Source organism: Streptomyces sp. LHD-70 (assembly GCF_031157275.1).
Classification (GTDB): domain Bacteria; phylum Actinomycetota; class Actinomycetes; order Streptomycetales; family Streptomycetaceae; genus Streptomyces.
On sequence record NZ_JAVIFW010000002.1, the window covers coordinates 612,527 to 627,334 of the forward strand.

Annotated in this window: 15 protein-coding genes; 10 read left to right on the forward strand and 5 right to left on the reverse strand. The window is 70.8% G+C overall.

Annotated elements, in window-relative coordinates; translation table 11 throughout:
- Positions 1-15: 15 nt before the first annotated feature.
- Positions 16-1,032 carry a 4-hydroxy-3-methylbut-2-enyl diphosphate reductase gene (locus RCO28_RS07735; protein WP_308940210.1) on the reverse strand — a complete coding sequence of 339 codons (1,017 nt, stop codon included), beginning with the start codon at positions 1,030-1,032 and terminating at the stop codon, positions 16-18.
- Between the two features lie 93 nt (positions 1,033-1,125).
- Between RCO28_RS07735 and RCO28_RS07740 the strand changes: the two genes are divergently transcribed.
- From RCO28_RS07740 to RCO28_RS07755, 4 genes are all read left to right on the forward strand, one after another.
- Positions 1,126-2,505, forward strand: coding sequence for an APC family permease (locus RCO28_RS07740; protein ID WP_308940211.1), 1,380 nt, complete (start codon positions 1,126-1,128; stop codon positions 2,503-2,505).
- Between the two features lie 227 nt (positions 2,506-2,732).
- Entirely contained in the window at positions 2,733-3,971 is a 1,239-nt protein-coding gene (xseA, locus tag RCO28_RS07745) for an exodeoxyribonuclease VII large subunit (protein ID WP_308940212.1), read from the forward strand.
- 71 nt (positions 3,972-4,042) lie between these two features.
- Entirely contained in the window at positions 4,043-4,294 is a 252-nt protein-coding gene (locus RCO28_RS07750) for an exodeoxyribonuclease VII small subunit (protein ID WP_308940213.1), read from the forward strand.
- Positions 4,295-4,487: 193 nt separating this feature from the next.
- A complete protein-coding gene (locus RCO28_RS07755) occupies positions 4,488-5,078 on the forward strand; it encodes a malonic semialdehyde reductase (RefSeq protein ID WP_308940214.1) in 591 nt (196 codons plus the stop codon).
- Positions 5,079-5,151: 73 nt separating this feature from the next.
- Here the strand turns inward: RCO28_RS07755 and RCO28_RS07760 are convergent, their stop codons facing one another.
- The gene (locus RCO28_RS07760; RefSeq protein WP_308940215.1) at positions 5,152-5,664 is read right to left on the reverse strand and encodes a DUF4245 domain-containing protein; all 513 of its coding nucleotides are present in this window, start codon (positions 5,662-5,664) and stop codon (positions 5,152-5,154) included.
- A 171-nt stretch (positions 5,665-5,835) separates the two neighbouring features.
- Here RCO28_RS07760 and glpX point away from each other — a divergent pair, with 171 nt between their 5' ends.
- Complete coding sequence (gene glpX, locus RCO28_RS07765) at positions 5,836-6,867, forward strand: class II fructose-bisphosphatase (RefSeq protein WP_308940216.1); 1,032 nt, start codon at positions 5,836-5,838, stop codon at positions 6,865-6,867.
- Between the two features lie 86 nt (positions 6,868-6,953).
- Here the strand turns inward: glpX and RCO28_RS07770 are convergent, their stop codons facing one another.
- Complete coding sequence (locus tag RCO28_RS07770) at positions 6,954-7,406, reverse strand: WhiB family transcriptional regulator (protein WP_308940217.1); 453 nt, start codon at positions 7,404-7,406, stop codon at positions 6,954-6,956.
- A gap of 136 nt (positions 7,407-7,542) precedes the next feature.
- Positions 7,543-8,232, reverse strand: a complete 690-nt coding sequence (locus tag RCO28_RS07775; RefSeq protein ID WP_308940218.1) for a DUF1707 domain-containing protein — start codon at positions 8,230-8,232, stop codon at positions 7,543-7,545.
- A 189-nt stretch (positions 8,233-8,421) separates the two neighbouring features.
- Between RCO28_RS07775 and RCO28_RS07780 the strand changes: the two genes are divergently transcribed.
- Positions 8,422-10,098, forward strand: a complete 1,677-nt coding sequence (locus tag RCO28_RS07780) for a fumarate hydratase (RefSeq protein ID WP_308940219.1) — start codon at positions 8,422-8,424, stop codon at positions 10,096-10,098.
- A gap of 4 nt (positions 10,099-10,102) precedes the next feature.
- Here the strand turns inward: RCO28_RS07780 and RCO28_RS07785 are convergent, their stop codons facing one another.
- A complete protein-coding gene (locus RCO28_RS07785; RefSeq protein WP_308940220.1) occupies positions 10,103-11,050 on the reverse strand; it encodes a DUF2867 domain-containing protein in 948 nt (315 codons plus the stop codon).
- A 52-nt stretch (positions 11,051-11,102) separates the two neighbouring features.
- Here RCO28_RS07785 and RCO28_RS07790 point away from each other — a divergent pair, with 52 nt between their 5' ends.
- From RCO28_RS07790 to RCO28_RS07805, 4 genes are all read left to right on the forward strand, one after another.
- On the forward strand, positions 11,103-11,705 hold the full coding sequence (locus RCO28_RS07790; protein ID WP_308940221.1) for a TetR/AcrR family transcriptional regulator: 603 nt from the start codon (positions 11,103-11,105) through the stop codon (positions 11,703-11,705).
- A gap of 160 nt (positions 11,706-11,865) precedes the next feature.
- Entirely contained in the window at positions 11,866-13,272 is a 1,407-nt protein-coding gene (locus RCO28_RS07795; RefSeq protein WP_308940222.1) for a class II fumarate hydratase, read from the forward strand.
- 37 nt (positions 13,273-13,309) lie between these two features.
- Positions 13,310-13,972 (forward strand): DUF402 domain-containing protein, encoded by a 663-nt coding sequence (locus RCO28_RS07800; RefSeq protein ID WP_308940223.1) that lies wholly within the window; start codon positions 13,310-13,312, stop codon positions 13,970-13,972.
- A gap of 132 nt (positions 13,973-14,104) precedes the next feature.
- Positions 14,105-14,776 (forward strand): class I SAM-dependent methyltransferase, encoded by a 672-nt coding sequence (locus tag RCO28_RS07805; RefSeq protein ID WP_308940224.1) that lies wholly within the window; start codon positions 14,105-14,107, stop codon positions 14,774-14,776.
- Positions 14,777-14,808 lie beyond the last annotated feature (32 nt).

Below are 14,808 nucleotides of genomic sequence, written 5' to 3' on the forward strand. Positions count from 1 at the left end.
CGCGGCCCCCGCAGGTCAGGACTCCGTCGTACGCCCCGTGCGCTCCTCGATCAGGGTGGCGGCCTCGGCGCGCAGGTCGCGGCGGAGCTCCTTCGGCAGGGAGAACGTGAGGGACTCGTCGGCGGTCTTCACGATCTCGACGTCGCCGTACCCCTTCTCCGACAGCCAGGCCAGGACCTCCTCGACCAGGACGTCCGGGACCGAGGCGCCCGAGGAGACGCCAACCGTGCCGACGCCCTCCAGCCAGGTCTCGTCGATCTCGCTGGCGAAGTCGACCAGGTACGCGGCGGGGCAGCCGGCCTGCTTGGCGACGTCGACCATGCGCTGGGAGTTGGAGGAGTTCTTGGAGCCGACCACGATGACCAGGTCGGACTGCTGGGCCAGCTCCTTGATGGCGATCTGGCGGTTCTGCGTGGCGTAGCAGATGTCGTCCGAGGGCGGGGAGATCAGGTTCGGGAACTTCTCCTTGAGGGCGTCCACCGTCTCCATCGTCTCGTCGACGGAGAGCGTGGTCTGGGAGAGCCAGACGACCCGGGAGTCGTCGCGCACCTCGACGTTGGCGACGTCCTCGGGGCCGTCGACCAGCGTGATGTGGTCCGGGGCCTCGCCCGAGGTGCCGATGACCTCCTCGTGGCCCTCGTGGCCGATGAGGAGGATGTCGTAGTCCTCGTTCGCGAAGCGGACGGCTTCCTTGTGGACCTTGGTGACCAGGGGGCAGGTGGCGTCGATGGTGGCGAGCCTGCCCTCGCGGGCCTCGTCGTGCACGGACGGGGCGACGCCGTGGGCGGAGAACATCACGATGTTGCCCGGCGGGACCTCGGTCGCCTGGTCGACGAAGACCGCGCCCTTCTTCTCCAGGGTCTGCACCACATATTTGTTGTGCACGATTTCGTGCCGGACATAGACGGGAGCCCCGTACTGCTCCAGGGCCTTCTCGACGGCGATCACGGCGCGGTCCACGCCCGCGCAGTAGCCGCGGGGGGCGGCCAGCAGGACGCGGCGGGCTTGGGTCTGTGCAGTCATGCCCCCCATCGTAAGGGCGTCCCCAGCGCGTCAAAGATCCACACCTTGGGGAGACTGGAGCGGGCGGTCCGCACCGGGCGGGCGGGGCCAGGGAGGCGCACGATGTCGGGTGACGGCGGCAGCACCGCAACCGGGGGCGGCGAGCCCGTCACGGGCGACACCCATGTGGGCCTGCGGCGCAGCCTCGGCTTCAAGGATCTGGTGGTCTACGGGCTGCTGTTCATCGCCCCCATGGCGCCGGTCGGCGTCTTCGGCACCCTGGACGCCAAGTCGCACGGCGCGGTCGCGCTCGTCTATCTCGTCGCCACGGTCGCGATGGCGTTCACCGCGTACAGCTACGCCCAGATGGTTCGGGTCGTCCCCCAGGCGGGTTCGGTCTTCGCCTACGCGCGCGTGGCGCTGGGTCAGGGGCCCGGTTTCATCGCGGGCTGGATGGCGATGCTGGACTACCTGCTGATCCCGGCGGTGGCCTACCTGTTCTCCGGGATCGCGATGCACGAACTGGTCCCGTCGGTCTCGCAGTGGGTGTGGACGGCGCTCGCGGTGGTGGTCACCACGGCGCTCAACCTGTGGGGTGTACGGGCCGCCGCGCGGGTCGGTTTCGCCGTCCTGGCGATGGAGATCGTGGTGCTGCTCGTCTTCGTCGTGGCGGCACTCGTCGTGCTCGTACAGGACGGGGCGCAGCGCGGGTGGCTGACGCCGCTGACCGGTGACGGCACGTTCGCGGTGAGCGCGATCCTCGGGGCGGTGTCGATCGCCGTGCTGTCGTACCTGGGCTTCGACGCGATCGCCACGTTCGCGGAAGAGGTCACCGGGGGTTCGGCGAAGGTCGCCCGCGCGGTGCTGTTCTGCCTGGCGCTTGCGGGCTTCCTGTTCGTGGCGCAGACGTATCTGGTGGCACTGCTCGAACCGGTGTCGTCGGCGCAGCTCGCGGCGGAACCGGGCAAGCAGGGATCGGCGTTCTACGACGCCGTGGACGCGTCGGTCGGGGCCTGGCTGCACGATCTGGTGGCGGTGAGCAAGGCGATCGGTGCCGCGTTCGCGGCGCTCGCCGGGCAGGCCGCGGCCGGTCGCCTCGTCTTCGCGATGGCCCGCGACCGGCGGCTGCCGAAGGTGCTCTCCCGTACGGACTCGGGCGTTCCGCGGGTGGCCATCGGGGTGGCCGCGGTGATCACGCTGGTGGCCGCGGTGTGGGCGGCGCGGCGGGACGACGGCATGGACCACCTGGTGTCGGTGGTCGACATCGGCGCTCTGGTGGCGTTCACCATGCTGCACGCGTCCGTGGTGTCGTGGTTCGCGGTGCGCCGGCAGGGCGGTGCGGTCAGCTGGTGGCGGCACGGGCTCATTCCGGTGCTCGGGGCGGCGATCACGATCGCGGTGATCGTGGAGGCCTCGCGCACAGCGCAGATCGTGGGGGCGGTGTGGTTCTTGGTGGGGCTTGTGGTGCTGTTCGCTCAGCGCGGGCGGCGGGTTCTTACGTAGCGGGTTCTTACGTAGCGGGTTCTGTGCCGTCGGCTCGGGCGCCGTCGCATAGCCCTGCGGGCTCGTCCTCAAGCGCCGGACCGGCTGATTTTGATCCCCTCCCCGCCCCTTCCCTAAGGACTGCCGTCGGCTGCGGGGGCTCCGCCCCCGGACCCCCGCTCCTCAAACGCCGGAGAGGCTGAATTTGCCGGGGCGGCGTTGTCAGTGGGGGCGACTACGCTCCCCCCATGGCTCTCAACACCTCCCCCGAAGCCCCCCTGCCCGTGGGCGAGGTCTCGCGGCTTATTGGCGGGTGGATCGACCGGCTCGGCGCGGTGTGGGTCGAGGGGCAGATCACCCAGCTGAACCGCCGCCCCGGCGCCGGGGTGGTGTTCCTGACGCTGCGCGACCCGTCGTACGACATCTCGGTGAGCGTGACGTGCTACCGCCAGGTGTTCGACGCGGTGGCGGACGTCGTGTCCGAGGGGGCGCGCGTGGTGGTCCTCGCGAAGCCGGAGTGGTACGCGCCGCGGGGGCAGTTGTCGCTGCGGGCGGCCGAGATCAAGCCGGTCGGTGTGGGTGAACTGCTCGCGCGGCTCGAGCAGTTGAAGAAGGCGCTGGCGAGCGAGGGGCTCTTCGCGGCCGAGCGGAAGAAGCCGCTGCCGTTCCTGCCGCAGCTGATCGGGCTCGTCTGCGGGCGTGCCTCGGCGGCCGAGCGGGACGTCCTGGAGAACGCCCGGCACCGCTGGCCCGCCGTCCGCTTCGAGGTGCGCAACGTCCCGGTGCAGGGCGTGCACGCCGTGCCGCAGGTCGTGCAGGCGGTCAAGGAGCTGGACGAGCACCAGGGCGTGGACGTGATCGTCGTCGCGCGCGGCGGCGGCAGCGTGGAGGACCTGCTGCCCTTCTCCGACGAGCAGTTGGTGCGCGCCGTGGCCTCATGTCGTACGCCGGTGGTGTCGGCGATCGGGCACGAGCCGGACTCTCCGCTGCTCGACCTGGTCGCGGACCTGCGCGCCTCGACGCCGACGGACGCGGCGAAGAAGGTCGTCCCTGACGTGGGCGAGGAGTACGACCGGGTGCGGCTGCTGCAGGAGCGGGCCCGGCGCGCGGTGGGCATACACCTGGACCGTGAGGAGCGCGGGCTCGACGTCGCGATGTCGCGCCCCTCGATGGCGCATCCGCACCGGATGATCGCCGAGCGGGAGGAGCAGGTCACAGCCCTGCTCGACCGCGGCCGCCGCACCCTCGGCCACCTCCTGGACCGCGCCGACTCGGAGCTGACGCACACGCACGCGCGCGTGGTGGCCCTCTCCCCGGCGGCCACCCTCCAGCGGGGGTACGCGGTGCTGCAGCGCCAGGACGGCCACGTGGTCCGTGACCCGGGCGAGGTGGAGGCGGGCGATGCGCTGCGGGCCCGGGTCTCGGGCGGAGAGTTCAGGGTCGCGGTGGCCGAGGCGCCGGACGCGGACTCCGGCGGGCAGCGGTAGTCCTGCCGCGACCCCCGCGACTTAGTCCTGCCGCAACATCGTCTTCGTATCGGAAATCTAGGGTGGAGCACATGAGCAGTACGGGTACCGAGACCGCGACCCAGAGCGCGCTCGGCTACGAGCAGGCGCGGGACGAACTGATCGACGTGGTGCGGCGCCTGGAGGCGGGCGGCACGTCGCTCGAGGAGTCGCTCGCCCTGTGGGAGCGGGGCGAGGAGCTGGCGAAGGTGTGCCGGCGCTGGCTCGACGGCGCGCGGGCCCGGCTCGACGCGGCGCTCGCGGAGCGGGAGGACGGGGATGAAGGGGCCGAGCAGGACGCGTAAGCAGGTGGCGGCCCCGCCCGGTCTGGCGCGCGCGGAGGAGCCGCCTCCGCTAGCAGGAGCCGCCCCCGCCCGACCTGTCGCGTTTGTGAACCCGATCACGCTGCTCCGATTTTGGTTGAAACTTAAACCTATCTGGGAGTAAGGTGATCACCGCAAGCGTTCCCACGATCGTCTTCTCGAGAAGGTTGACCGCATGTCCCTCGCCCTCGACGCCGCCGCCCAGGACCTCCTCTTCCGCGAGGCCCGCACCGCCAACACCTTCACCGACGAGCCGGTGAGCGACGAGCAGGTCCAGGCCATCTACGACCTGGTCAAGTACGGCCCCACGGCCTTCAACCAGTCGCCGCTGCGCGTGACCCTGGTCCGCACCCCCGAGGCCCGTGAGCGCCTGGTCAAGCACATGGCCGAGGGCAACCGCCCGAAGACCGCCACCGCCCCGCTGGTCGCGATCCTCTCCGTGGACAACGAGTTCCACGACGACCTGCCGAAGCTGTTCCCGCACGCCCCCGCCGTGAAGGACGCCTTCTTCGCCGAGCGCCCGGTGCGCGAGCAGGCCGCCGCCCTGAACGGCGCGCTGCAGGCCGGTTACTTCATCGTCGGCGTGCGCGCCGCGGGCCTGGCCGCAGGACCGATGACCGGCTTCGACTTCGCCGGCGTGCAGAAGGAGTTCCTGGACGACGACCACACCCCGCTGATGGTCGTGAACATCGGCAAGCCCGGCGACGACGCCTGGTTCCCGCGCTCCCCGCGCCTCGACTACGACGAGGTCATCACCTCCGTCTGACCTCGCTCTGAGCCGCATACGAAGGGGCCCCGGCGATTCCCGCCGGGGCCCCTTCATGTCTGCCGTATCCGCGTCACTTCAGCGCGCCCGCCATCTCCGCGAGGGTCTTGAAGGAGGCCGAGCCGGTGACCACCGTCGTCGCGCCCTTCTCCGTACGCACAAGCGCGTCGTACGTCTCGCCCTCGTAGCGCGTCCACGTGGAGCCGTCGATGCGCTCGCTGCGGGCCGTCTCCTCGGCGCCGCGGGTGACATCGTCGACGAAGACCGGGGCCTTCTCGGTGGACTGCTCGACCGCGACGTACTTGCCGTCCGGGGCGTGGAAGCCCAGGTGCCAGTGGTCCCGCTCGTCGCCCTGGAAGCGGACCGAGGTCGCCTTCCAGTCCTTGCCCAGGCCCTCGGGCGCGAGGACCGGGTACGCGGCCGCGCGCTGGGCCGTCGCCAGCTCGACGTCGTAGGTCACCGTCTTGACGGGGCTCTGGGACTCGTCGTGCGGGATGAAGATGTAGATGACCGCCACGACTGCGCCGATCACCGCGAGGGACAGCAGCATGTCCCGAATCGTCTTGGTGCCTCTCGTACCTGCCACGCACCCATCGTCGCAGGTGCCCCCTCTGCTCATGCGTGGGGGCCACTGCTCAATTTGTCGGCCTCCGGATAGAGTGCGAACCACACCCTCCTCGGCCGCCCACCCGACGCCCGCCACGCCCCTCGGCACTTCGGGCGCGGCCTGCTGGTCGTATCAGAAAGGTGCGCTCCGATGACCGAGCATCACTTGCCGTCCGCTCTGGAGGTCTCCCCCGAGGCCCCCGACCGCAACCTCGCCCTGGAACTGGTCCGGGTCACCGAGGCCGCCGCCATGGCCGCCGGGCGGTGGGTCGGCCGCGGCGACAAGATCGGTGCCGACGGCGCCGCCGTGCGCGCCATGCGCACACTCGTCTCGACCGTCTCGATGAACGGCATCGTCGTCATCGGCGAGGGCGAGAAGGACGAGGCCCCCATGCTGTTCAACGGGGAGCGGATCGGCGACGGCACCGGCGCCGAGGTGGACATCGCGGTCGACCCGATCGACGGCACCACCCTGAACGCCAAGGGCATGCCGAACGCGATCGCCGTGCTGGCCGCCGCCGACCGCGGCGCGATGTTCGACCCGTCCGCCGTGTTCTACATGGACAAGCTGGTCACGGGCCCGGAGGCCGCGGACTACGTGGACATCAACGCCCCGGTGTCGGTGAACATCCGCCGGGTCGCCAAGGCCAAGCGCTCGGCGCCCGAGGACGTCACGGTGGTCATCCTGGACCGGCCGCGGCACGAGGGCATCGTCAAGGAGATCCGCGAGACGGGCGCCCGGATCAAGTTCATCTCGGACGGCGACGTGGCCGGTTCGATCATGGCGGTCCGCGAGGGCACCGGCGTCGACCTGCTGATGGGCGTCGGCGGTACGCCCGAGGGCATCATCTCGGCCTGCGCCATCAAGTGCCTGGGCGGCACCATCCAGGGCAAGCTCTGGCCCAAGGACGAGGCGGAGAAGCAGCGCGCCCTGGACGCCGGGCACGACCTGGACCGGGTGCTCTACACCCACGACCTGGTCTCCGGCGACAACGTCTTCTTCGTCGCCACCGGCATCACCGACGGCGAGATCCTCCGCGGGGTGCGCTACCGCGCCGAGACCGCGACCACGCAGTCCCTGGTGATGCGCTCGAAGTCCGGCACGATCCGGCAGATCGACTCCACGCACCGCCTGGAGAAGCTGCGCGCGTACAGCGCGATCGACTTCGACCGCGCCAAGTAGGCCGCCAGGCCGCCGGGCCTGGCTGATACGACGCCAACGGGGTGCCCCTGTGCGGAGGGGCACCCCGTTCGCGTACGCACAGGCCGTCAGCCGGCGGCCGCTATCGCCTCGGTCTGGGCAGCCGCCTGGGTCGCCTTCTTCAGCTCCATGTCGCGGCGCCTGCGGCGGGCGAGGACCACGCGGCGCTCGGCGGCGGTGAGCCCGCCCCACACTCCGTACGGCTCGGGCTGGAGCAGGGCGTGCTCGCGGCACTCGACCATCACGGGGCAGCGGGCGCAGACCCGCTTCGCGGCCTCTTCGCGGGCCAGGCGGGCGGCCGTCGGCTCCTTGGAGGGGGCGAAGAAGAGACCGGCCTCGTCCCGGCGGCAGACCGCGTCCGAGTGCCAGGGCACGTCCTGGTCCCGTGCCGGGGCGCCCTCCTGCCCCTGACTTCGCGTCGCTGGCGCCCTTCCCCAAGCTCTCGACTGCGCTCGAGCAGGGGAGACCCCAACCGCCGGAACGGCGGCGACCTGCAGGGACTGATGCGGCGTTTGCAGCACGGTCTACTCCTGACGACGGCTTCGCGAGCGAGAAGAAGGCGACGAACCGTCCCTACCCGCTGTACGCGGCCCTATGCACTGAGTTCCCATGCGTCGCCCGGATCAACTTCCCACCCAGCCACGGAGGTTGACGCCGTCAGAGGTGCTTGCGCAGGTGCTTGGCCGTGTACCGGCCGACGTACTTGTGCAGGTCGGCGATCAGCTTGCCGCGCTTGGGCTTGGCCTCGATGCTGCCGAAGACGGAGTAGCCGTCGACGAAGACCACCGGGGCCTGCGCGTCCTCCGCCTCCTGGGTGTCCACCTCGAAATTGCCGAAGACGCCGCTGCCGGTGCCGCGGAGCGTGACGTTCTCCGGGACCCGGACCTCGACGCTCCCGAAGACCGACCAGGCCTTGATGACGATCTGCGGGTACTCGAAGATCGCCTCGGTCAGGTCGATCTCCACGCTCCCGAACACCGCGTACGCATGCGTCCTGCGGCCCACGCGCCAGCGGCCCCTGCGGGTGGCGCCACTGAAGACCGCGACCAGGTTCTCGTCCGGCTCCGCGGGGATCGTGCCAGGCAGGGGCGCATCGGTGTGCGGCGCGGGGGCCGGACGCGACTGGTGCGCCCCGGGCAAGTCCCTTACGTACGGCTCGAGTTCGGCGAGGGTCTTCGCGCGGTACACCCCGTCGATGCGGTCGGCGTGCTCCTCCGCCGTGAGCCGGCCCTCGGCCATCGCCTCGCGCAGGATGTCCGCCGTGCGATCGCGGTCGGCGTCGGACGCGCGCAGGTCGGTCGGCTCCGCGGCGGGGGCGGTCTGCTGAGGGCGCTTTTCGAGGTCCACCCCACCAGCGTACCCAAACGCGATAGATCGCGACTAGACGTAGGGAAAACGCACGGGAGAAGAGGACCGGAGGCACGGGGGGAACGAACTGAGCCTTACCTCACAGACCCGGCCGCCGCGCCAGGTTCTACGCTGGTTGGCGCTGCCACCGGAGGCCAGCTGCTACCTGTCGAGTGAGGAATGGGCGAGATGCCTGAGTTCGCGTACACCGATCTGCTCCCCCAGGGCGAGGACACCACCCCGTACCGCCTGGTCACCGCGGAGGGTGTCTCCACCGCCGAGGGGCCGGACGGCCGTACGTTCCTGAAGGTCGAGCCCGAGGCGTTGCGCAAGCTCGCCGAGGAGGCCATCCACGACATCCAGCACTACCTGCGCCCGGCGCACCTCGCGCAGCTGCGCCGCATCGTCGACGACCCGGAGGCGTCGGGCAACGACAAGTTCGTGGCGCTCGACCTGCTGAAGAACGCGAACATCGCCGCGGCCGGCGTGCTGCCGATGTGCCAGGACACCGGCACCGCGATCGTCATGGGCAAGCGCGGCCAGAACGTCCTGACCGAGGGCGAGGACGAGAAGTCGCTCTCCAAGGGCATCTACGACGCGTACCAGAACCTGAACCTGCGCTACTCGCAGATGGCCCCGCTGAACATGTGGGAGGAGAAGAACACCGGCTCCAACCTCCCGGCGCAGATCGAGCTGTACGCGACGGACGGCGGCGCCTACAAGTTCCTCTTCATGGCGAAGGGCGGCGGCAGCGCCAACAAGAGCTTCCTCTACCAGGAGACGAAGGCCGTCCTGAACGAGGCCTCCATGATGAAGTTCCTGGAGGAGAAGATCCGGTCCCTGGGGACCGCCGCGTGCCCGCCGTACCACCTCGCCATCGTCGTCGGCGGCACCTCCGCCGAGTACGCCCTGAAGACCGCCAAGTACGCCTCCGCGCACTACCTCGACGAGATCCCGTCCGAGGGTTCCGAGCTCGGCCACGGCTTCCGGGACAAGGAACTGGAGGAGAAGGTCTTCGAGCTGACGCAGAAGATCGGCATCGGCGCGCAGTTCGGCGGCAAGTACTTCTGCCACGACGTACGCGTGGTGCGGCTGCCGCGGCACGGCGCCTCGCTGCCCGTCGCGATCGCCGTCTCCTGCTCGGCCGACCGCCAGGCGACCGCGAAGATCACGGCCGAGGGCGTCTTCCTTGAGCAGCTGGAGACGGACCCGGCGCGGTTCCTGCCGGAGACCACGGACGAGCACCTGTCCGAGGACACCGAGTCCGACGTGGTGAAGATCGACCTGAACCAGCCGATGGACGCGATCCTCGCCGAGCTCACCAAGTACCCGGTCAAGACCCGCCTTTCGCTGACCGGCCCGCTGGTCGTGGCCCGTGACATCGCGCACGCCAAGATCAAGGAGCGGCTCGACGCGGGCGAGGAGATGCCGCAGTACCTGAAGGACCACCCGGTGTACTACGCGGGTCCGGCGAAGACCCCGGAGGGGTACGCGTCGGGTTCGTTCGGTCCGACGACGGCCGGGCGCATGGACAGCTACGTGGAGCAGTTCCAGGCGGCCGGCGGCTCGAAGGTCATGCTGGCCAAGGGCAACCGGTCCAAGCAGGTCACCGACGCGTGCGACGCGCACGGCGGCTTCTACCTGGGCTCGATCGGCGGCCCGGCGGCCCGCCTCGCGCAGGACTGCATCAAGAAGGTCGAGGTCGTCGAGTACGAGGAGCTCGGCATGGAGGCGGTCTGGAAGATCGAGGTCGAGGACTTCCCGGCGTTCATCGTCGTGGACGACAAGGGCAACGACTTCTTCCAGAACCCGGCGCCCGAGCCGACGTTCACGTCCATTCCGGTGCGCGGCCCGGGTCTCGCCTAGGGTCCTAGCCGGATGTCGTACGGGCCGTACGGGTCGCGCCGCTCGCACGGCCCGTACGAACCGTGCGGCCCGCAAGGAACCGTTCCCCCGCGCTCGGCGCCGCCAGCGCGAGGTCGCGGTGGACGCGGCGCAGCATCATGCGCGCCATCGTGGGGTGCACCGGCCTGACGACGCTCCAGTAGAGCCGGGCGCGCAGCGAGTCGGGGGCGGCGACCGTGCACAGCGTGACGTGATCCTCGTCGACGAGGATCGACGCGCGGGCCGAGAGGCCCGCCGTGTCCACCCGCATCAGCAGCTCCCCGCCCTCGCGCGCGATGACCGGGAAGGCGTCGCGCAGCACCCCGGTCCACGCCGCCGGATCGCGCGGCAGCCCCGGCTGGAGTTGCATGCGGTACGCGTCCTGGTAGGCCGGGCGGTCCAGGGCCGTACGGATCAGGCGGGCGTGCTCCGGGACCGCGACCGTCTCCGGCCGGGCCCACAGGGCCTTGCGGAGCAGCCGTACGCGCGCGGAGTGGCGCACCGGATGCGGGAGCGAACCGGTCGCGACCAGCTCGATGTTGTCGAAGAGCTCCTCGATCATCGTGTCGTGCACGGGCCGGATCGCGCCCAGCCAGGCGAGCCGCATGAGGCCCGGGAACTCCATCTCCAGGACGTGCCGCACCCGGCAGCGCCCGTCGCCCAGAGGCTCGACCGACAGCTCGTGGTGGCCGTCCCAGGGCGGGGTGCCGTCGAACCGGACGCGGCGCCCCGGCTCGTACTCCGTGACCTCGTAGGCGACCGGGCCGTGGCCGCCGCGCGCGCCGACGCCCAGCGGCCGGTCGAACCGCATCGGGTCCCAGACGGGCACCGGGAAGATCGGGTCGTCCTCGGCCGAGAGCCGGTCGAGGAGCGCCCCGACGGCCGCCGCCGGGGCCTGGATCTCACGCTCGTGGACATTGCGGACCGCACCCATCACGCACCTCCATACGCTGCCGTATGGTTTCACCGTACGGTAGCGTATGGTCATGGCGCAACGGCAGCAGCGACCGCGGCAGGACAGCGGCAGGAAGCCCCGGTTGACGGCACAGGACTGGGCGGACGCCGCGCTCGCGGCGATCGCGGAGGGCGGGCTCGCGGCCGTCGCGGTCGAGCCACTCGCCACCCGCCTCGGCACCACGAAGGGCAGCTTCTACTGGCACTTCGCCAACCGGGACGCCCTGATCGACGCGGCACTCGACCGCTGGGCCGAGATCAACACCGAGGGCACCATCGCCGAGGTCGAGGAGGAGTCCGACCCCGAGCTGCGGATCCGGCGCCTCTTCGCCTTCGCCGTCGAGGCCGCCGCCGACGACCCCCTCGAGGTCTCCCTGCTCGCCACCGCCGCGCACCCCCGGGTGGCCGCGGCGCTCCACCGGGTCACCGAGCGGCGGGTGGCGTACGTGGCGCAGCTCTTCGCCGCCCTGGGCTTCCCACCGGCGGAGGCACGCCGCCGCGGCCTCCTCGCGTACTCCGTCTACCTCGGGCACGCCCAACTCCGCCATGCCGCACCGTCCGTGCTGCCCCCGGCGGAGGACGGAGAGTTCCGGGAGTACCTCGACGAGGCGCTCGGGGTGCTGATGCGGCGCTGAGGACGGCACGTCGTACGGGCATCGCACGAGCCTTTGAAGACGTGCATGCCGCCTCCCCGGGTTCGCTGTCACCCCGGTATTTACTCGGCGGTAGGGCCGAGGGAATAGGCCGAACACGACAAGTGCTCAACTTTTAGAGCGACTTCGGAGGCGTACGGACATGACGAACGACCGCACGGATGAGACCGCGTACCGCGTCGAGCACGACTCCATGGGCGAGGTGCGCGTCCCGGCCCATGCCAAGTGGCGGGCCCAGACCCAGCGTGCCGTGGAGAACTTCCCCATCTCCGGACAGCGTCTGGAGCGCGCCCACATCGAGGCCCTGGCCCACATCAAGGGCGCGGCGGCCAAGGTCAACGCCGAGCTCGGCGTGCTCGACGCGGACCGCGCGCGGGCCGTCCAGGAGGCGGCGGCCGAGGTCGCCGAGGGGCGCTGGGACGAGCACTTCCCGGTGGACGTGTTCCAGACCGGCTCCGGCACCTCGTCCAACATGAACACCAACGAGGTCATCGCCACCCTTGCCACCGAGCGCCTGGGCCAGGACGTCCACCCCAACGACCATGTGAACGCCTCCCAGTCGTCCAACGACGTCTTCCCCTCCTCCATCCACATCGCCGCGACCGCCGCCGTCACGCGGGACCTGATCCCCGCCCTCGACCACCTCGCCGCATCCCTGGAGCGCAAGTCCGCCGAGTTCGCGGAGGTCGTCAAGTCGGGCCGGACCCACCTGATGGACGCGACTCCGGTCACCCTGGGCCAGGAGTTCGGCGGATACGCGGCGCAGGTGCGGTACGGCGTGGAGCGGCTGCGGTCCGCGCTGCCGCGCCTGGCCGAACTCCCGCTCGGCGGGACGGCCGTGGGCACCGGGATCAACACCCCCGCCGGTTTCTCGGCCGCCGTGATCGCCGAGGTGGCCCGCGCCACCGGCCTCCCGCTGACCGAGGCGCGCGACCACTTCGAGGCGCAGGGGGCGCGGGACGGCCTCGTGGAGGCCAGCGGCCAACTCCGGGTCATCGCGGTGGGGTTGACGAAAATCGCCAACGATCTGCGCTGGATGGCCTCGGGCCCGCGCACGGGTCTGGCCGAGATCAACCTGCCCGACCTGCAGCCCGGTTCTTCGATCATGCCCGGCAAGGTCAACCCGGTGATCCCGGAGGCCGTCCTGATGGTCGCGGCGCAGGTCGTGGGCAACGACGCGACGGTCGCCACGGCGGGCGCCGCGGGCAACTTCGAGCTGAACGTGATGCTGCCGGTGCTCGCCAAGAACGTACTGGAGTCGATCCGGCTCCTCGCCAACGCCTCACGCCTGCTCGCCGACCGCACGGTCGACGGCATCACCGCCAACGCCGAACGCGCCCGTGAGTACGCGGAGTCGTCGCCGTCGGTGGTCACGCCGCTGAACAAGTACATCGGGTACGAGGAGGCGGCGAAGGTCGCGAAGCGGGCGCTGGCCGAGCGGCGGACGATCCGGGAAGTGGTCCTGGACGGGGGGTACGTGGACCGCGGGGACCTCACGGTCGAGCAGTTGGACGAGGCGCTCGACGTCCTGCGGATGACCAGGCCGTAGCGGAACGGGCCCGCAACACCCCTACTAACATCACTTCATGACAGACAAGACGATCAGGAGATGGGCCCCTGGCACCCCCGTCCTGTGGCGGTACCGGGACAACGCGAGCCCCCGCTTCCACATCTGCCGTCCCGTCACCGTCGTGCAGGACACCGATGAACTGCTCGCCGTCTGGCTCGCGCCGGGCACCGAGTGCGTCAGACCCGTGCTCCGGGACGGCACTCCGGTCCACGAGGAGCCGCTGGCCACCCGGTACACAAGCCCGCGCACCGTGCACCGCGACCGCTGGTTCGGCACCGGTGTGCTCAAGCTGGCCCGGCCCGGCGAGCCCTGGTCCGTCTGGCTGTTCTGGGAGCCGGGCTGGCAGTTCCGCAGCTGGTACGTCAACCTCGAGGAGCCGCGCACCCGTTGGACGGGCGGGGTCGACTCGCAGGATCACTTTTTGGACATCTCCGTGAGCCCGGACCGCAGTTGGCGCTGGCACGACGAGGATGAGTTCGCGCAGGCCCAGCGCGACGGCCTGATGAGCTCCCGACAGGCCCGTGCGGTGCGCTCCGCGGGCCGTGCGGCGGTCGAGTCGATCGAGGCGTGGGGGGCGCCGTTCGACTCCGGCTGGGAGGAATGGCGTCCCGATCCGGAGTGGAATGTGCCGTTCCTGCCGGTGGACTGGGATCGTACGCCCGCGCATGTGTCCCCATGAGACCCTTGCTGCGCCCCCATGGTCCAAACGTAGGATCGTCGTCCACAAGGGCGCGTAGTACGGCGCGGAGCGAGGGCAACTGACCAGGCCTTCGAACTTTCTGACCGTACGTCATCGAGGGGCGGCAGAGACGTGAGCGAAGGGTACGAGGGGTACGGCGGCGCCGCGCCGGACCGTACCGGGCAGGCCGAGGCCTTCGACGCCATCGGCGCGCGGTACGACGAGGCCTTCCCGCACAAGGAGGGCCAGCTCGCCGCCGGTGAGTGGCTCGCCAAGACGCTGCCGCCCGGCTCCCGGGTCCTCGACGTGGGCTGCGGCACCGGCGTCCCCACGGCACGGCAGCTCGTGGACGCCGGGCACACCGTCGTCGGCGTGGACCTGTCGGCAACAATGCTGGACCTCGCCCGCCGGAACGTGCCCGAGGGCGAGTTCCACCAGCGGGACATCGCCGGGCTGCGGGCCGAAGGGCCGGGCGGGCTCGGCACGTTCGACGGCATCACCTGCTTCTTCACGCTGCTGATGCTGCCGCGCGCGGAGATCCCGCACGCGCTCGTGAGGCTGCGCTCGCTCCTTCGCCCCGGTGGCCTGCTCTCGCTGTCGATGGTCGAGGCCGACCTCGACGACACGGCGATCCCGTTCCTCGGCCGGACGATCCGGGTATCGGGATTCCGGCGGGACGCCCTGCGCGAGGTCGTGGGCGCCGCAGGCCTGGACATCGCCGGTGAGGACGCGTACGCGTACGAACCGGCCGGACCCGACGCCCACCCCGAACACCAGCTGTTCCTCAACTGCCGACGCGCGTGAGGCACTTCGCAGGCCCCCACTCTCGGCGCGCG